The sequence below is a fragment of the Pseudomonas sp. SG-MS2 genome (assembly GCF_009933855.1).
Classification (GTDB): Bacteria; Pseudomonadota; Gammaproteobacteria; order Pseudomonadales; family Pseudomonadaceae; genus Aquipseudomonas; species Aquipseudomonas putida_E.
In genome coordinates this window covers 1-18,747 of the sequence record NZ_MOMO01000174.1, presented here as the reverse complement: position 1 = coordinate 18,747, position 18,747 = coordinate 1, and the positions used below count along the sequence as shown (strand labels likewise).

The following is an 18,747-nucleotide window of genomic DNA, read 5'->3' as shown; positions in this document are numbered from 1 at the left end:
CATCCACCCAGGGACAGGTGACCTCTCCCATGCCCGAACATTTACGTGCGCTGATCGTCATTTTGTTCCTGGCTTGCGTGGTGTTCTTTCTCGCACGCAGCCCGGCAAAGGACCTGATTGCCGAGAGCGATTTCAAGCGCCGCCGCAACCTGTGGTTCGCGTTGACACTGGTGGCCTTTTTTGCCCACAGCTACTGGATCTACACCGCCGTTGCCGCCGTCATGCTGCTCACGGCCAGGCGCCGCGAGCGCAACCCCATGGCGCTGTTCTTCCTGTTGCTGTTCGTCATACCGCCCGCGTCGAAAGAGGTGCCCGGCTTTGGCGTGGTCAACTACCTGATCGAGCTGAACCATCAGCGCATCCTGACCCTGTGCGTGCTGCTCCCCGCCGCACTGGTGCTGAGCAAGCAGAGCGATACGCTGCGTTTCGGCCGCCTGTGGGCCGACAAGCTGCTGGCCGCCAGCCTGTTGCTGATGGGGCTGCTGTACCTGCGCGAGACCACGATTACCGATACCCTGCGCCAGGCGGTGTACTTGTATGTCGACGTGTTCTTGCCCTACTACGTCGCCAGCCGCGGGTTGAGGGAGCTGAGCGACTTCAAGGACGCGATGCTGGCCTTCGTCATTGCCGCTTTGGTCTTGTCGCTGCTGGCCGTCGCTGAGTACGCGCGCCACTGGCTGCTGTACAACGCGTTGCTCGACGCCCTGGGTGTGGAGTGGAGCATGAAAGGCTACCTGAGCCGGGGCGGTTCGTTGCGCGCCAGCGTCACCGCCGGCCAGGCCATTGCCCTGGGCTATGTGATCACGGTTGCGATTGGTCTGTTCCTGTTCGTGCAGGGCTTCGTGCGCAGCCAGCTGCAGCGCAACCTTGGGGCCTTGCTGCTGGCCGCCGGCCTGTTTGCGCCACTGTCACGCGGCCCATGGGTGGGCGCGGTGGTGATGATTGTCGTGTTCATCGCCATGGGCAAGCGTGCAGTCACGCGCCTGTCCCTGCTGGCACTGGCAGGGGTGCTGAGCATTCCGCTGCTGACCATCGTGCCCGGCGGCGAAAAGATCCTCGACCTGCTGCCGTTCATCGGCAGCGTGGACAATGAGAACATAACCTACCGCGAGCGACTGCTCGACAATTCGTGGATCGTCATTCAGCGCTACCCGTTATTCGGATCGTTCGATTTCCGCAACACGCCGGAAATGCAATCGATGATCCAGGGCGAGGGCATCATCGACATCGTCAACACCTACATCGGCCTGGCGCTAAGGATCGGCCTGGTAGGGCTGGCGCTGTTCGTGGGGTTCTTCGCCTGCGTCCTGATGGGCATCAACAAGAGCATGCGTACCTTCCCCGACAAGAGTGACCCTTACCGCCAGCTCGGCAGGGTGCTGTTGGCGACATTGCTGGGCATCCTGGTAACCATTTTCACGGTAAGCAGCATCACGGTAATCCCGGTGGTGTACTGGTCGATTGCCGGGCTCGGCATCGCCTACATCCAGATGGTCCGCAGGCACGCTTTCGCCGATGCCGAACACCCTGCCAACGCCAGCCTGCAACCGAGGTAGTTCAATGACCTGCACTTCATTCTGCCCCTTGACCCGGGCAACGGCACTGGTTGGCCTGCTGATGCTGCCGCTGGCCGGCATGGCCTCGGAGTGGGTCGTCAGCGTCGACGAACAGAACGGCCTGCCCAACCTGACGCGCGGCGGCGGTCCGGCCTTTGCCTCAAGCTTCGACTTCTGGGGTGAAGACTGGAGCTGGACGGGCTTCTACCCGACACTCAAGGTTCAGGGGCCTTACCGCTACACCTTGACGGGGCGAAACAAGGACCTTGATTTCGACCTGAAAGCCGATATCCAGAAGGACCAGGGGCAAACCCTGACCTGGCACTTCGACCTGCAGGCACAGAGCAAGCAGGCCGATGTGATGGGCGGCGGCATCGTCTGGCGCTTCGACCCGGCGCTGATAGCCGGGGAAATGGGCGACCCTGTGCTGTTGCCAGACAACCGCGGTTGGGCCTGGGGCAAGAACAGCGTCGGGCCACGTGTGCAAATGCGCTTCGATCCCCCGTTGGCCAAGGTCTATTTCGAGCGGGGCGATACCAGCCAGGTGCGAACCTTCTTCTACAGCGACCCGATTCTGCCTGGCCGCCAACAGATCAAGGCGGTGCTGACCGTTGCCGGGGATATTGCCATAGGCCCCACGCCCAGCGAACGCTTCGGTCTGGCCGACCCCACGCAATGGCCGGATGACCAGTTGGACTGGCGCACGTCACCTGTGGACCTGTCGTTCCTCAACGCGGGGGAAATACCAGCCGGCAAACGTGGTTTCGTCAAAGCATCCGGTGAGCAACTGGTGTTTGCCGACAACACCCCGGCGCGCTTCTGGGGCACCAACCTGTCGGCTTATGCCCTGTTCAAAACGCCTGACGAGGAAATCAAGGCGCAGGCCAAGCGTCTATCGGCACTGGGCTTCAACCTGGTAAGGCTGCACCACCACGACTCCCCGTGGGTGAGCCCGAACATCTTCGGCGATCTCACCCAGCTCAAGAACACCGAGCAACTCGACGCCGAAGCGCTTAGGAAGATCGACTGGTGGATCAAATGCCTCAAGGACGAAGGCGTGTATGTCTGGCTCGACATGAACGTGTCACGCATCCTGACCGCCAACGACAACATTTACGCCTTCGATGAACTGCCCAAAGAGCAAGGGGTTGCCGCTGTAAAGGGCTATGCCTACGTCAACGTCACCATTGCCCAGGCCATGAAGCGCTTCGCTGAACGCTACATGAACCACGTCAACCGCTATACGGGGCTTGCCTACAAGGACGACCCGGCAATCGCGGCCATTTTGCTCACCAACGAAAACGACATCACCCAGCACTTTGGCAACGCCCTGTTGCCGGACAAGGGCGTGCCACGCCACAGCCGGCTGTACATGGACGAGGCCAAGGCTTTCGCCGCCCGCCAGGACCTGCCGGCGGACAAGACCTGGCGTGCCTGGGAACACGGGCCCTCCAAGCTGTTCCTCAACGACCTCGAACACCGCGTTTTTGCTGACATGATCAAGGACCTGCGCAACATCGGGGTCAAGGTACCCATCTCCACCACCAGCACCTGGGGCGGCAACGGCTTGTCCTCGCTGCCGTCGCTGACCACGGGTGACGTCATCGATGCCCACAGCTATGGCGGCATCGGGCAGCTGGAGAAGAACCCGTTGACCAGCGACGGCATGATCGACTGGCTCGGCGCCGCTCAGGTGGTGGGACTGCCGATGACGGTCACCGAGTGGAACGCCGAACCCTTCCCGCTGCCTGACCGCCACTCGTTGCCGCTTTACATAGCAGCGACGGCCAGCCACCAGGGCTGGGACGCAATCATGCAATACGCTTACAGCCAGCAGGGCTTCTTTAGCCAGTGGCGCCGCGCAGACAACTGGAATGCCTACAACGACCCGGCGCTGATGGCCACCCTGCCCGCCGCCGCCCTGCTCTATCGCCGCGAGGACGTGCAGCTGGCAAAAACCCGTTACGTCTTCGCACCCACTCCAGACACCTTGTTCAACAGGCGGATCACACCCAATACCTCGGTGCTGCTGCGCACCGCCATGGAAAAGGGCCAACTGCAGATCGCCATGCCCCAGACAGCGCAATTGCCGTGGCTACAGGCCAGTGCCATCCCGGCCGATGCGCAGGTGCTGCGTGACCCAGACCACTCACTGCTCGATGCCAACGCCAGCGAGTCGGTCACCGATACCGGGCAACTGCGGCGCAACTGGCAACAGGGCGTCTACACCATTGACACGCCCTCGACCCAGGCCGCGACTGGCTGGCTGGGTGGCCAGGCAATGGACCTTGGCGACATCCAGCTGCAACTGAAAACCGCGTATGCCAGCGTGGTGGTACAAAGCCTCGATACCAAGCCGCTCAACCAGTCGCGCAGCCTGCTGATTTCACTGGGTACCCGTGCTGTGCCCCGCCCCGACGACATGACTCCGTTTCACGTCGAGCCGCTCGAAGGCACCCTGAGCGTCAAGGCGCCAGCAGGCTTGAAACTCTACGGCCGCACGGCCGATGGACAGGAGCAGGTGCTGGCGTCGAGCTACGAAGAGGGGCGCTACCTTATCCGTTTCGACGGGCGCAGCATGACCAACTGGCTTTTCTTGAAATAGGGCATATCGCCATCTAGAGTCAATTCAGACCTGTATTCCAGGCATTCGACGCTGCTTCTGTTCCAGGAGGATTGGATGAAGTACTTGGTTGTCGGGGGTTCAGGCTATATCGGCTCACACATGGTCAAGCACCTGTTGGCCGCCGGGCATGAAGTGGTGGTAGCGGATACCGTGGCCACTGGCCCTGATATCGAATGGGTCGAGCTGGATATCGCTGATGCGCTCGCGCTAGATGCGCTGTTCGACGACTGCCACTTCGACGCCGTTTTCCATTTTGCCTCGTTCATCCAGGTGGCAGAATCGGTCACCGCCCCGTGCAAGTACTACCAGAACAACGTCGCCGCCACGCTGACCCTGCTCGATGCCATGGTGCGAGCCGGGATCAGGCACTTGGTCTTCTCCTCTACAGCAGCCGTTTACGGCGACCCACAGTACATCCCCATCGATGAGCAGCACCCCAAGGCGCCGATCAATCCCTACGGGCGCAGCAAGTGGATGGTGGAGCAGATCCTCCAGGACTTCGACCGTGCCTACGGATTGCGGTCGGTGTGCCTGCGTTACTTCAATGCCGCGGGCGCCGACCCGGAAGGTTCGCTGGGTGAATGCCACGAACCGGAAACCCACCTGATCCCGTTGATCCTGCAGGCGGCCTCTGGTCGGCGCGAGGCGATCACCGTGTTCGGCCATGATTACGACACACCCGACGGCAGCTGCATTCGGGATTATGTGCATGTGGCCGACCTGGCGTCGGCACACGCGCTGGCGGTGGACTACCTGTTGGCCGGCGGCGCAAGTACGGCGTTCAACCTGGGCAATGGCCTTGGGTTTTCGGTGCAGCAAGTGATCGATACCGCCCGGGTCGTGACCGGGCGGCAGATCAACGTGGTCGAGGCAGCGCGGCGCGATGGCGACCCGGCCAGGCTGGTTGCCGATGCTGCCCGGGCCAGGGAGGTGCTGGGATGGCAGCCACGGTTCGATTCACTGGAGCAGATTGTGCGGCACGCCTGGGACTGGGAGCGTCAGTACCCCTGGCAATGACGTGAGCGCAATAGCAAGCAAGGAGCAAGCATGGCTAGCCAGCTCCTTGCATCAGCAATCAAAGGCTCAGTAGTAAGGCCGCGGTTGCTCATCCGCCTTGTTCAATACCGCCCCGATCAAATTCGCCGTCGCCAGATGATGCAGGCAGTCTTCGATATCCTTCTTGCTGTTCACCCCGTTGGCCACTACCAGCAGCACACAGTCGAACTTCGGCAAGACGGTCAATGCATCGTCGGAACTCAACAGCGGTGGCAGATCGAAAATGCAGATACGCGAGTCGTAGCGGTCGCGCAGGTCGCTGATCAGGCTGTTGACCTTGGGCGATGACAACATCTCGGTAGACATCGGTATCGGTTCACGCGTGGGCAGCACCACGAACCGCGGCAAGGTCGGGTTGACCAGTACCTCTTCCAGCCAGACCTCGCCTTTGAGCAGCTCGTTCAGCGCTTTGTCCATGGGCAGGCCAAGGCTGCTGCCAACCCTTGGCCGACGCAGGTCGAAGTCGACCAGCAGCGCGGTCTTGGTGGTGTGGTGGGCGATGCTCATGGCCAGGTTGACCGCCAGCACTGTCTTGCCCGCCTCGGGTGTCGGCGAGGTGATCGCCAAAGTCCGCCAGCCGTTTTCTTCCATGGCCTGCAGCACTTGCGTGCGCAGCAGGTCGATGGCCCCGCTCATGTTCGAGTTCTTGTTGTAGGAGACGATCCGGTTGCGTTCCAGATGCTCCGCACGCAGCGGCACCACCTTGGTCTGCACGTAATCGAATTGCCCCAAGGCTTCGGGCTGCTCCGACACAGGCGCCGCCTTTGGCGTTTCAGCGGGAGTGGGAGAAACCTGATGAATGTTCTTTCCGATAGCCGGCGTAATTCTGTCCATCGCTGCGCTTCCCTATTCAAACCGAGCCATAGCTTTAAACAGCAAGAGGTCCAGTGGCATGTAGAACACATGGACGACCACCATCAGCATAGCAACCAGCAACAACCCGCCGATGACCAGCAGCACCCGCCACTTGCGGCGCCTGGCCACATCGGCCTGCGTGGTGATGTACGGCACGGCCACCAGCACCCGCTTGCCCAGCACGCTTTCCAGCGCACCGACACCCCGTATACGCTGGTTCAGCATTTCCAGCAGCATCACCAGCGCGCCGCCCACTGCCGGCGCCAACACCAGGCCAAGGGCGACAATTTTCTTGCGGTTGGGCTTGACCGGTTTTTCCGGCATCAAGGGTGGCTCCAGCAACACGAAGCGCTCAGCCTTGTTTTCCTGCTCCAGACTTTCGGTGATCTTCGCGCCCATTTCCTTGTCGCGGATTTCTTCATACTTCTTGCGTGCGTTGTCATGGTCACGCATCAGTGTTACCAGGCCGCGCTCCACTTGCGGAGCTTCGAGGATATCGGCCTCATAGCCTTCCATTTTGGCCGTCAGCTGACGTTTCTGTTCGGCAAGCGATGCGATGCGTGACTGCGTAGCCGCCATTTTGGTACGTACCCTGGCAGCATCGAGGTTCATGGCCGCCGCAGCGGCGATGCCCTTCTCGCCCGACGCCTTGAGCAGGTCGATCTTGCGTTTGACCGCCATCACATCGGGGTGCGCCGGGGTGTACCTGGTCAACAGCCGGGCATACTCGGCCTTGAGGCTGGCCAGGTCCTGTGGTTGGTCCGCCGAGGCAGGCCTGCCGCCAGCCGCCTGCGCGGGCACCCCCGCATTGGCGGCCGCCAGCTCCAGTTCGAGGTAACGCAGCTCTTCCTGGGCAGCCTTGTAGTCGCGATCGACCTCGCGGAACTCCAGCTCCGAACGCGACAACATGCTCATGCGCAACTGCTGGTTCTCAGGCAAGGCATTGGCGTGCGCCTGCTTGAAATCCGCCAGCTTGTTCTCGAGCGCAGCCAGCTCGGCGCCCAGCTTGTTCGCCTCCTGGGTAAGGAATTCGGTGGTCTCGGTTGCGCGCTCGGTGCGCTGTTTCATGTTTTCGTTGAGAAACAGCGTCACCAACTCGTCGGCCACTTCCTTGGCAACTTCAGCGCGCTTGTCCTCGTAGGAAACCGTGAACGCGACCGTCGCCTCGCCACGCCCTTTGACGTAGGTACTGAGCGTGGCCACGACGATTGCACTGCGCATCTGCTCGATCTTGTCGGTCTCACTGAACCGCCTGCCCTTGTCGGCGAACAGGTTGTACTTGTCGATGATCTTCAGCAGGTTCTCGCGGGTCATGACGCGCTGACGAATGACCTCGATACGCTCATCGGCAAAACTGTTGTTGTTGGCCGAGACCAGCTCTGGCGAAATCTGCTGCGACTCCACCAGGATGGTGCCGGTCGACTGATAAAGGGGCGGCACCGTGACGGCGACCCCGACGGTTGCCGCAATCACGACCACGATGCTCACCCCCAGCAACAAGGCGCGGTCCTTGATGATGGCGATGTAATCTTTAAGGGAAAGCTCGTAGTCCGTTTTCATGGTGGCCACCCGTGCGAGAGTCAGATGTCGGGATATCTGTACGTCAGCGTCAATCCGGCAATGGTCGCGTCAGCATCGGGCAAGCCGTCTTGCTGGCGCTGCTTGTACATCAACGAGAAACGCAGGTCCCAGGCCGGTGAAAATGCGCGGCTTGCCCAGATGCCATACGTTTGTAACGTGTTTGGCGAGACCCCTTTGCTGTCCTGCCAGGACGCATCGACGCCCACGCGGTCGACCTCGGTGACCAGGTAGCTCCAACTGCCGCGTACCATATCGAGTTCGGCAAAGCCGCCCTCGGCGTTGGCAACGGTGCTGCGCTCAGCGCTGAAGGTGGCATCGGCACGATCGCCTCGGTAGAACAGCGACATGCCACCTTCACCGCGGCGCCCGCCGCCAGAACCCGTGGTCTTGTTCACGCCGATATGCATCTCGCCTTCAAACCGTTCGGAAAACCGGTGCCTGACACCGATATTCGGGCTGTAGCTGTTGGAGGACACCGCGGTGGTATCGTCCTGCGGTTCATAACGCCTGGCGTCGAAACCGGTGATGATGTCGGTGCGCTCGCTCCAGGCGTAGGTCCATGTCGATGTGTTGTACAGCTCGTCGTAACCGGTCAACGAACTGATGTCATAACGGGCATGTGAGTAGGTCAGGACGTTGGCCAGCGTGCTGCGCTCGGTCACCGCGCTGCTCCAGTTGGCCTCGAGCGTGGACATCTCCTGCGTGCCGTCGGTGGTGACAACACCGGTGTCCTGCACAGCACCGGACAGCGTGGAACTCTCCTCGTAGCGCGCCAGCAAGCCAAAGCCACCGGTCTCGGTCTCGCGCTGCCACCCCAGGCTCACCTTGGGGTCTTCTCGGTCATCGACGATCGACCGGTCGGATGAGCGCAGCACGTTGACACCCAGGCCCAGGCGCAACTGGTCGCGGTCGAACTGACCGATCAGGCTGTAGTCGGGCGCAATGATGGTACGCGTCACACCTTTCTCCTCGGACGTCAGGAGCAATGGGTTGCTGTCGTACTCGACAGACGTGGGCACCACGACTGAAGACTGCCAAATGGCGGCGTGAACCACCCCAGACAACGGCAACATCATGATTGCCGTCGCAATATTCGTTGGTCGGAAAATAGGCACTAGAGATTCTTATATATTGGTAGGGTCAAGGTACGACCAGCGTATCGCCAGCCTGAAGTTGGAAGTTGGTGGACATGTCGCGCCCGGAAACCAGATCCTTGTAGCGCACCGGCAATACCTTTTGTGAAGGGCCGCTGCCGCGGATGACCTTGATGGCACTTTCGTCGGCGAATTTGTCCATTCCACCCGACATGCTCAGCGCCTGAAGCACCGCCGTAGGGCCTGCCATGGGCACCGGGCCTGGCTTGATGACCTTGCCTTGCACATACACAAGGTTGCCCGCCGTACCCGTGACGACGACGCTTACATTAGGATCTGCCAGGTAGGGTTTGAGGCCGGCAGTGACCTTGTCGGCAACCGCTGTGACGTCCAGCCCGGCCACATCGATTCGACCTGCCAGCGGGAAGGTGATGCTGCCATCGGGAAGTACGACGGTTTCCTGGCGAAGGGTGTCCTCTTGCCAGACCGAAATCAGCACCCTGTCACCGGGGCTGAGCAGGTACGCCGGGTTGCCTTGATCGGCCACGCTGGTGCCGGACCAAGTCACGAATACGCAAAGGATGGAAATCAGCAAACGCGCCATGAGGGATCCCTCCGGCCTTGCGGCCCAGGTTCAAGAGCACTGAATGAGAACGACACTAAACCTCTCGCTCCACTTCGCAGCCGTTACAGCGCTGCGACGGCCTCAAGCATCCAGGAGGCCCTTTACCGCAATGCCGCTTCGCCTGCCACTGCCAATTTGCGTCTGGGGCGTCAGCTACTGGAATATAGCAACAGCTGTAAAATTGACAAGCGGCTAATCCCGTCTTCGACGCAAACATCTATTATTTAGCGTCAATTCACTGGCAGTACGGTTAAGTTGATCGTAATGGTAACAACAGCGTCCTCAAATTTTCTTTCTGTTGGCAACTGCGACAAAGCCGATCACCGCAAACGCAAACACCCAGCCTGCCGTTGCCAAGGGAACAATATTTGCCTGGCTCATATAAGAATCAGCCGCCCGTGCCGCACCACTCAATAACACCAACAGAAAGATGGATTTGATGAACAGTGTTGAGCGCATGGTCCCCTCCTACGAAGAGGAAAATTTATTATGGGTTTTTGGCGGAGGAATGAATCGCTGTTGATTGGAGCTTATGGGCACGATGCCATTACGTCAACGTTCCGACACCATAATAAATCTCAATCGACTGCCCCTCGACTCGTCAAATTATCGACATGCAGAAGATGCAGGCACTTTTCACCCGCTCGCGCTTCAAGCAACTCATTGATATGCCATAAAAATAAACTGTCATCAGCGCCCCACCCTGGCCAGCATGCGGGTAGTCGAACCGGGGCACGACTTGAACGATGTGTTTCATAGGCGAGAAACATTGAGAATCATTGCGCTTAGCGTCACGCTTATGACGGAAAAAGATCGAGGGTACGTTCGACCTCATCAATATCGATCGTGAAGCCATCACCCTGCGGCGTGCCGACGACGAAGCCAAAATGCTGATGGTCACGGTCCGTCAGGTACTTGTAGTAGCTGACGAAGCGGTTAGGCGGCTGCAGCGCCAGCAGCGAGCCGCCTGAACGCAGCACATTGACGCCGTGAACCAGCTGGCTGCCTTCCACGCCAATCACCGTCCTGGCCCCCGCGCATGCCGCGACGATGGTCGGCACATCGCACCTGAGTGGGTCGATCACGCGAAAGCCACGGTACTTGCGCAAGTGTTCGGCGACCTCAAGTTCGTTGCGCATCAAACGCAATTGGCCTTCACAGCCGCGCAGAATGAACACGCCAGGGTGCGTTACAGGGTCCACATGCGACAGCAACTTGTCGCCCATGGCACGGTAGCGCTGATGCCGGCTGCGGTTGTTGCTCACGTCGTCGAACAGCACCAGCTCCTTGAAAAATGCGCTGCGCAAGCGCAAGGGTTGCATGTCCAGCCACGCCTCATAGCCGGGGGCCTGGGTAAACAATGGAAACCTGGCCGATGGTGCCGTGGTAACAGGGATGCCCTCGTTGCAGGCCAGTGCGTAGGTCGGGCAATCTTCCATCAACCAGGTACCAAACCAAGTGTTGCCGTTTTGCGTGCAATACACAGCACCCCGCTCTATCTCGTAGTCCACCGTTACCCGCGGGAAAGTGCTGGGCTTCAACGACAGCCAATGGCTGGCGTCGTCTTTGTATAACGCCCCGTCAATCAGCCAGACATCCTTTAGCAGGTAGCCGCGCGTCGGGCCTTGCTGCGCACGGATACCGCCTTCCATGGTGAGCGCGGGGTGAACATGGGGGAAAAAACGCTTGGCCTCCCAACCGGTCACGCGTTCCAGCTGGTTGGGCAAGAAATACGCCGGTGGAGAGACGGTGGTTTCGCCGGGCGCGATGTCCCAGGTTTTAACCGCCCGACTTTTTATGTCGATATCGGCTTTACGGGCAAGCCGCTTTCTGGCCATGTGTTTGTAGGCGGCCAGTGTCCAGACAGTTTCGCTGGTGATCAGCGTCGAACTGAACTTGGATATATCGCTACCCATGGAAAGCCCCCTTATAATAAGCACGCCAAAAAGCTCGCAAGCGACGTCCTTATCCAGGCCGGCCCTGACGCTAAGTTAATTGGACAACACCCTTTCCATCGTGGGCGGTGATTTCAAGTTGGCATACCGTTCGCGCAAGTTCTCGAAAAACAACTCACCCGAACTTCTATTTCCATAGAGGTATATCTTGTGCAGGCCGCCAAACACCATTTCGTGGTAGCGGCTTGCAAGCGCTTCATCACTGGACCCTTCCGGTAAACCCAGGTGCAGCGTCAACTTGTTGCCCTCGACCGCAAACAGCGGCGTGTCCCAAAGAAACCGGGCCACTCCCGTCTTGGGTAGACGGATGAACATGTAAGCGTGGTTGCCCAGCGAGTCGATATCACCCCCGCGCCGCCGCTTCCACTTCAGTAACCCGTCATCCGGGCGCGCCAGACAAAGACCGATGTCGTAATAGTCGTAGCCATTGGCCAAGGCCCACTCCAACGCCATGTAGGTGGTGATGGAGTTGACCTCACGCAGTTTCTTGGCATCGGAAAACACGGCTTCGCAGTAACCGAAACGCAAGGTGCTCCAGTAGCGCTTGCCAGCCCGGGTTATCTCACAACCAAGGTGACAGGCCACCACCTCGCCATCCAAGGTGATCAAGTCCAGGCGGCCTACCCCCTTGGCCAAACGAAACACCTCCTCGGTGGGAAACTGTGCCGCATGAATGCCTTGCCGTGCGCTGGCATAAGGCCGAAGCAGGTCACGGTCGGCCATGGCAATTTCGTCATCCGAGAGCGTTTGCCTCATCTGGTACAGCGGTCGGTTCTTGCGGATACTGCGGCGCAACTCACTGTCATAGCGCGCGGTGATATCGTCCAGCGAGCGCCCAAGCGGTACGACGGCACTCAGGTAGTGCGGTACGGACAGTGCCCCGAGGGTGGGTAACTCACTGACTACTACGCGGCTGGGCACGCTGCCCGCCGGGCCCTCGGGTGCTGGTGCCTGCTGTTGCGCTTTGCCGCCTATCAACAGCTTGGCCATTTCGCGCTGTTGCTTCCTGCCGATGTAGAGAATTTCGTAGGGGCTTTGCTGCTGCAGCCTGAACCGGGCGACCTCCCAATGCCAGAAGCACGCCCGCCCAAGCATGTCGCGTAACACGTTTGATACGGTTCTGATCTCGTAACGCAGCGAAGGTGAGATGAGTTTTCGAGCTATGGCCATCATGTGCGCTTTCATTTCTTCTTCGACGTCCTTTGAATTCAAACGGCCTTATCGGAAGAGAAGCGGGTTATTGCTCAAGACAATGACGTAAGCGACTGATAATCCGACAACATTGCCCCTTGCCGGCCTAACATTCAGTAACAATTTAAGATGCAAGCTCGCGTATTAGCAAGCGGCGTTTTGCAATCGCCTGCCTTCATTTCATGACGTCAATTTTCTTTCCTGTACGCGTTGGGTCATTGATTGTTGCAATGGGTAATTAACTACCTCACCGCTACGATGCAAACGGCGCCTGCTATCGGCTCTTTCTCTCATGCAGGTACCGACGATGACTGATTTCGCCCTTCAAAACCCTCATCAGCAACTGATCCAGGAACAGCTACCGGCCTGGGCCAGAACGATGCAACCTGAGCACTGGCGGCGCTTGCGCGAGAGCGTGCAGCCCGAGCAAGGCCTGGAGGGTCAAGCGCCATGGTTCGCCAATGCTGCACCCGATCTGCGCGAAGCAGTGCTTGCCAGCCAGCGCCGCCTGGACGACTCGCAGTACCAACTGGCGCGCGCCATGGCGGGCCTGCAGAACGTTGCTGAATTCGCCGAAGCCGTGCTCGAGCAACGACTGAAGGCCGAGCACCAACTGTCGGTGCCGCTGCGCAGTACCCAGCTCATCCATATTCAACACAGGTTCAGTTTCGGCACCTACGTCACCGGCCACAAAGCGACCAGCCTGCTCGAAGCCGCCCTGCACAACTTCGAAGAGCAGCCCACGTTCAGCCACGACAGCGCCCTGGTACTGGACGGTGATGCGCAGTTCGAAGCCACCACGGTCGTCGGCCAGACCACATTGGGCGACAGCGAAACGCTGGTCGATATCGACCTGCCGTCCGAGTCATACCGTATCAACCCGCTGTCGCTTGCTCCCAGCGGCTTCGCCCGCAGTTGCCGGGACCTGGACATTGGGCAGCGTTATCAGGAACACCTGCAGGCGATCTTCGAAACGCCCTCAAGCCCGGTACGCGCGGCCTTCATGACGACCCTGCGTGACCGCCTGCGCCTTGCCGCCGACATGGCCTTGCTGCGCCACACCATTACCGGCGCCGGCCGTGATGTCATTGAACAACTGCTGGCACAGGCCCCCGTACGCTGCTGGCAGCCATCGCTGTTCGGCATCGCACTGCACGAAGTGCTGATCATCGACGCCGGCACGGCGGGTTTGTTGGTGTACCTGCCCGGTGATGAGCAGCGCCTGCTGCAGTTTCCCGGCCGTGCCGGCGTACATGCACATCTCGCCACCCACTTGCTGCAAGCGGATTACCGACGGGGTTTCCAGCGATACGTCTCATCGTTGCAGTGCTATCGTTTCCTCGACCTGTTGCACCAGAACCTCGACGCCCCAGGTAACAGCCCCGCAGATCAACGGTGGTCGATGCGCGAGGGCGCCGACCTGCACCTGACCCTTGCCCCCATCGAGGCGCCACTGCTGGCTTTCCTCTATGGCGATCATGTGGCACGCCTGAAGGCCGAGGCCGCAGCCGTGGCAGTGCCTACCGCAGAGGTCGACAGGCAAGCGCACCAACGGCGCATCGCCCAGTGGCAAAGCATGGGGCTGGACGCACTGATGGTTGCAGGTTTCTTCATACCCGGGGTTGGCACCCTGTTGACAGGGGTAATCGCCTGCCAGTTGCTTGGGGAGGTGATCGACGGTTACCAGGCTTGGAGCATCGGCGACCGCCACCTGGCCTTGCAGCACATTGAGGCGGTAGGCCTGAACCTTGCTGCGATCGGCGGTCTGCATGCGGCAGGCAAGGTGCTGCCCAGGCTGTTCAACAGCGCGCTGATGGAAAGCCTTGAACCGGTGAAACTGCGGGACGGCAGCCGACGGCTCTGGCGTGCAGACCTTAAGGGCTATGCGAGCAACGTGCAGTTACCAGCAGAACTTGAAGCCAACCCGCAAGGGTTGCGAACCCACCAGGGCAGACAATTCATCCACCTGGATGGCCAACACTATGAAATTGCCCTGGACGGCACCGACCAACGCTGGAGGATCGTCCACCCCAGTGACCACGAGGCCTACCGGCCGCTGCTGGAACACAACGGCGAAGGCGCCTGGCGCGCGGAACACGAGGCACCTCAGGACTGGTCCGACAGCCAGTGCGTGCGCCGCCTGGGCTTGCCTGTGGATGCACTGGACGATGCGCAACTGCAACAGGCCATGGTCATCAGTGGTGTGGACCGGGCACGTTTGCAGGCAGTACACCTGGCCGGTGAAGCCACCCCTGCACTGCTTGCCGATACGCTGGAGCGTTTTACCCTGGCGAAGCAAATGCCCGAGCTGGACGGCGCAGCACTGACGCGTATTTACGGCCGTACGACAAGCGCCGCCGAGCAGCGGATGTGCGATACCTACGCGCCATTGACCCCACCGCTTGCCAGGCGTCTGCTGGCTCGGCTCTCACCGGAGGCGTTGGCCAATTGGCAAGCGCAAGGAGCGTTACCGGCCTGGCTGCACCTGGAAGCCGAACAGATCACCCGGGATCTGCCATTGGTCCGTGCCCTGGAAGGCCTGTATCAGCCGCGCCTGGCCAACCGCGACAGCGAACGCTTGCTGCTCGCCTGCATGCAACGGTACTCCGGCTGGCCACAGCAGTTGCGCGTTGAGATCCGCGAGGCCACGCCAGAGGGCACCGTGCTGGCAGCCATCGGCGACGAACAGGCCAGCGAGCGTTGCCTGTTGCTCAGGTCGGGTCAAGGCTACGAGGTCTTCAATGGCGAACGCCCGGTTGCCGGGCCAGTGCATGCCGATGCGTACCAGGCGCTGTACGCCGCAGCGCCACCAAACCTCAAGCGCGCGTGGGGCAGTGCTGGCGCGCTGGGCGAGCGCACGCAGCGCCTGGCCGCTGCCGAGCGGCGCAAGTGGCCGATGCGCCTCTGGGGGCCACAGGCCAAGCGCCCTACCCCGCGTCCCAGGTTGCGCGGTGGCGCACCTGTCACTCCACTGGCACCCGCCTCACCGTTCTTCAACCAAAGCGTGCCGGCGCGCTTGCGCAGGCTCTACCCCAGCATCACCCAAGAACAGGCCGAGCGCTTACAGGTAGACTGGCGTAACACGATGCGCTCTGCAGAGACAGAATTGCGCATTCGTGAAGACACCTTGAGACAGTTGCGCACCGACCTCGATCGATGGGCAACGGCCGTTCCCCGGCGCCAGCCCGCCGTGCGCAGGATTCTCAACGCCTGGCAGCAAAATTCGATACGTGTGCTGTCCACCGGTCAACGCATCCACTCCCTGGATCTGAAAAACTTCGAACTGGAAAACAGCGACTTGGCGACCCTCACGTTGCCAGCAGGTTTTAGCCACGTCGCGGACCTTGACCTCAGCGGTAACAGCGCACTGAGCGAGTTGCCCGCACACTGGCTGCAGTGCCTGCCCGAACTGCAGCGCCTGACCTTGAGCCGTTGTCGCTTCGCCGCGGTTCCAGAGGTTCGGGTACCTGGCAACCTGCAATGGCTTGACCTTGAACATAACCGCATCAGCTGGGACGCACGCTCACAGGCAGCACTGGAACGACTGGACGGGTTGAGGGTGCTGGATCTCTCCGAGAACCCGTTGCTCCACGCGCCGAACCTGCAGAACCTTCCAGGGCTCGGCTCGGTGTTCATGGTCAACTGCGGCCTGACCGAACTCCCCCAAGGCCTTCAACGACTGGAGTCGGTGTTGATCATCGACCTGTCCGAGAACCAGTTCCAGCGCCTTCCACAGGGGTTCACCCTGCCCGCGGCCAACGCCAATGCCTTGGCCCTGGAAAGCCCGGCGCTAGGGCTGCCCATTCGCGAGCAGATTGAGGATTACTTCCAGCTTCATGGAGCTGACCTTCTGGTATCCGATATCGACTACCAGCCGCTGTTGGCCAATGCCAGCGCACAGCGACTGCGCTTGTGGGCGCGCGTGCCGTTGCACTACCGGCGAGAGCTGCGCCAGCTGATCGAGGACATCGCCGATTTCGATGACTTCGATGCAGGCCTGGAGGCACTGTGGCGCTGCCTCGAACGCATGGACGCAGACCCCGCTTTTCGCGATCTGGCGCTAGACTCGCCGGCTACCTTGCTGCTGGATCTCTGAGCCGCTTCAGGCACTGCCCTGGCGGCCCCGCTCGGCCCGGGTCGCCAGCCAGCGCGCAAGGTCCGCCGCCGGCATTGGCCGGGCCAGCAGATAGCCCTGCCCCTGGTCGCAACCGGCGTTGCGCAAGAAGTCATACTGTTCCTGGGTTTCAATGCCCTCGGCAGTGATCCGGAAGCCTAACGCATGGCCCAGGTCGATGATGGCCCGGGCCACGGCCACTGCATCGTCATCGTCCGGCAGGTCTTTGATGAACGCACGGTCGATCTTCAGGTGATCGATCGGCAGCGCTCGCAAATAAGCCAGTGACGAATAACCCGTGCCGAAGTCGTCCACCGCCGTGGTCACGCCCATGGCCTGTAATTGGGCCAGTACCTCACAGGCCTGTTGCTGGCTTTCCATCAGCAGACTTTCGGTGATTTCCACTTCCAGCAGGCTCGGCGCCAGGCCGTGACACTCCAGCGCCTGGGCCAGGCTGGAGACATAGTCGCTGCGCTCGATCTGCAGCGCCGCCACGTTGATCGCCATTGGCCCGGGTACGCGGTCCTCGTCGCGCCAGGCGGCCATCTGCGCGCAAGCCAGCGCCAACACGCGCTCACCCAGCGGAATGATCAGGCCCGTGCGCTCTGCCAGCGGGATGAACTCGGCCGGTGACACCAGGCCATGAACAGGGTCCCGCCAGCGCAGCAATGCTTCGACACCCTGCAGGCAGCCGCTGAACAGGTCGACCTTGGGTTGATACCACAGCTCGAACTCGTTCGCCTGCAAGGCACGGCGCAGGTTGCGCTCAAGCTCCAGGCGCTGCTGCAGGCGGGCAGTCATGTCGGTGTGGTAGGGGCGCCAGGCGTTGCGCCCGCTTTCCTTGGCTGCATACATCGCCGTATCGGCGTGACGCAGCAGGCTGCCGACATCCTCGCCGTGCTGCGGGCACCTGGCCAGGCCGATACTGCCGGTCACCAGTGCGGTACTGCCATTGAGATCGAACGGGCGTTGCAGGCAGCGCAGCAGGTGAGCCACCTGGTGGCTCACCTGGCCCTGGGTGCCGCGCAACATGAAAACGAACTCGTCGCCGCCAAGGCGGCACACCCGGTCAGGCGCGTCCAGCTCCTGCAAAAAACGCGCGGTGGCTTGCTGCAGCAACAGGTCGCCCATGGCATGGCCGAGGCTGTCGTTCACCTGCTTGAAGCCATCGATGTCCAGCATCAACACAGCCAGACCATCGCCCTTGAGAATGGCATCGGCCAGTTGCTGCTGGAACAACACGCGGTTGGGCAAGCCGGTGATGGTGTCGTAGTGGGCCAGCCGCTCAAGTTGCGCCTGGGAGCTGCGCAGTTCTCGATTGCGTTGCTGCAGCTGGCGTTGCTTGCGGTTGATCAGGGCCAGGAACAGGCTGGTCAAGCCTGTACAGGCCAGGGCGAACCAGAGCAGCGGCGAGACCAGAGGGCTGGCCATCAGGCCGTCAGGCTGGCGCTGCACGTCCAGATGGCCCAGCAGCACCGACAGGGCGATCCCGGCCAGGGCAAAGCCCACCGGCATCAGGCTGCCAAGGGAGCGGCGCAGCTGGCCGGTGGGCGGCGGTTCATCAGGTAGTGGGGTATTGGACGGGGTCATAGGCCTTCGTATGCGCTCGATTGCTTATGTATCGGCGCACTGCGGGCAATATTGAGCCAGACTGGTATTTTTCTTTCGCCGGGTGCATCCTCGAAGCTGAAGCGATTCACCTACCCAGACTTGTGAGGTGCAGTACACATGGACCACCTGCTCGATTCGCTGTTCCCTGCTGCCGAGGATGTCCCCACCCCTTGGCAGCTGGGTGCCCCCCTGGAGCAACGCGATTACCTCGTCAATGGCGAACTGAGGCGCTGGGACGGCCCGCTGGCCACCGTGCGCAGCCCGGTTTGGCTAAAAGAAGGGGACGGCGAGCGACAGGTCATCCTCGGCAGCGCCCCGCTGCTCGATGCTGATACGGCACTGACGGCACTGGACGCCGCCGTGCAGGCCTATGACAAAGGCCGCGGCGCCTGGCCGAACATGCGTGTCGCCGAACGCATCCAGCATGTCGAAACCTTCCTTGCGCGCATGCGCGAACAGCGCCAGGCCGTGGTAAAACTGCTG

The 18,747-nt window shown here is 61.0% G+C and carries 12 protein-coding genes and 1 pseudogene; 5 read left to right on the top strand and 8 right to left on the bottom strand.

Translation table 11 applies throughout. The features are described from left to right. The first annotated feature begins 29 nt into the window (after positions 1 to 29). The 3 genes from BLX42_RS14965 (at position 30) to galE (ending at position 5,199) form a co-directional block, all read left to right on the top strand. Positions 30 to 1,556, top strand: a complete 1,527-nt coding sequence (locus tag BLX42_RS14965; protein ID WP_161872077.1) for an O-antigen ligase — start codon at positions 30 to 32, stop codon at positions 1,554 to 1,556. Positions 1,557 to 1,560: 4 nt separating this feature from the next. After that, a complete protein-coding gene (locus BLX42_RS14960; protein ID WP_161872076.1) occupies positions 1,561 to 4,161 on the top strand; it encodes a glycosyl hydrolase family 5 in 2,601 nt (866 codons plus the stop codon). A gap of 75 nt (positions 4,162 to 4,236) precedes the next feature. Continuing rightward, positions 4,237 to 5,199: a UDP-glucose 4-epimerase GalE gene (galE, locus tag BLX42_RS14955; protein WP_161872075.1), complete on the top strand. Its 963-nt coding sequence runs from the start codon at positions 4,237 to 4,239 to the stop codon at positions 5,197 to 5,199. Between the two features lie 66 nt (positions 5,200 to 5,265). Here the strand turns inward: galE and BLX42_RS14950 are convergent, their stop codons facing one another. The 7 genes from BLX42_RS14950 to BLX42_RS14925 all read right to left on the bottom strand — a co-directional run bounded on the left by BLX42_RS14950 (position 5,266) and on the right by BLX42_RS14925 (position 12,533). Beyond that, entirely contained in the window at positions 5,266 to 6,072 is an 807-nt protein-coding gene (locus BLX42_RS14950) for a CpsD/CapB family tyrosine-protein kinase (protein ID WP_161872074.1), read from the bottom strand. A 12-nt stretch (positions 6,073 to 6,084) separates the two neighbouring features. After that, positions 6,085 to 7,653, bottom strand: coding sequence for a Wzz/FepE/Etk N-terminal domain-containing protein (locus BLX42_RS14945; protein ID WP_161872073.1), 1,569 nt, complete (start codon positions 7,651 to 7,653; stop codon positions 6,085 to 6,087). A gap of 20 nt (positions 7,654 to 7,673) precedes the next feature. Further along, the gene (locus BLX42_RS14940; RefSeq protein WP_115274613.1) at positions 7,674 to 8,789 is read right to left on the bottom strand and encodes a hypothetical protein; all 1,116 of its coding nucleotides are present in this window, start codon (positions 8,787 to 8,789) and stop codon (positions 7,674 to 7,676) included. A gap of 25 nt (positions 8,790 to 8,814) precedes the next feature. Further along, the gene (locus BLX42_RS14935) at positions 8,815 to 9,372 is read right to left on the bottom strand and encodes a polysaccharide biosynthesis/export family protein (protein ID WP_046785985.1); all 558 of its coding nucleotides are present in this window, start codon (positions 9,370 to 9,372) and stop codon (positions 8,815 to 8,817) included. Positions 9,373 to 9,675: 303 nt separating this feature from the next. Next, positions 9,676 to 9,852, bottom strand: coding sequence for an EPS-associated small membrane protein EppA (gene eppA, locus BLX42_RS26560; protein WP_168216558.1), 177 nt, complete (start codon positions 9,850 to 9,852; stop codon positions 9,676 to 9,678). Between the two features lie 338 nt (positions 9,853 to 10,190). Continuing rightward, positions 10,191 to 11,309, bottom strand: coding sequence for a glycosyltransferase family 61 protein (locus tag BLX42_RS14930; RefSeq protein WP_046785984.1), 1,119 nt, complete (start codon positions 11,307 to 11,309; stop codon positions 10,191 to 10,193). 75 nt (positions 11,310 to 11,384) lie between these two features. Further along, positions 11,385 to 12,533: a hypothetical protein gene (locus tag BLX42_RS14925; RefSeq protein ID WP_046785983.1), complete on the bottom strand. Its 1,149-nt coding sequence runs from the start codon at positions 12,531 to 12,533 to the stop codon at positions 11,385 to 11,387. Positions 12,534 to 12,846: 313 nt separating this feature from the next. On the opposite strand from BLX42_RS14925, the gene BLX42_RS14920 reads away from it, so the two are divergent. Then, entirely contained in the window at positions 12,847 to 16,635 is a 3,789-nt protein-coding gene (locus BLX42_RS14920; protein ID WP_161872072.1) for a dermonecrotic toxin domain-containing protein, read from the top strand. Between the two features lie 6 nt (positions 16,636 to 16,641). On the opposite strand, the gene BLX42_RS14915 is transcribed toward BLX42_RS14920, so the two are convergent. After that, entirely contained in the window at positions 16,642 to 18,243 is a 1,602-nt protein-coding gene (locus tag BLX42_RS14915; protein WP_046785981.1) for a bifunctional diguanylate cyclase/phosphodiesterase, read from the bottom strand. A 138-nt stretch (positions 18,244 to 18,381) separates the two neighbouring features. On the opposite strand from BLX42_RS14915, the pseudogene BLX42_RS14910 reads away from it, so the two are divergent. After that, positions 18,382 to 18,747 (top strand): annotated as a pseudogene (locus BLX42_RS14910) (NADP-dependent glyceraldehyde-3-phosphate dehydrogenase); the annotation flags it as partial.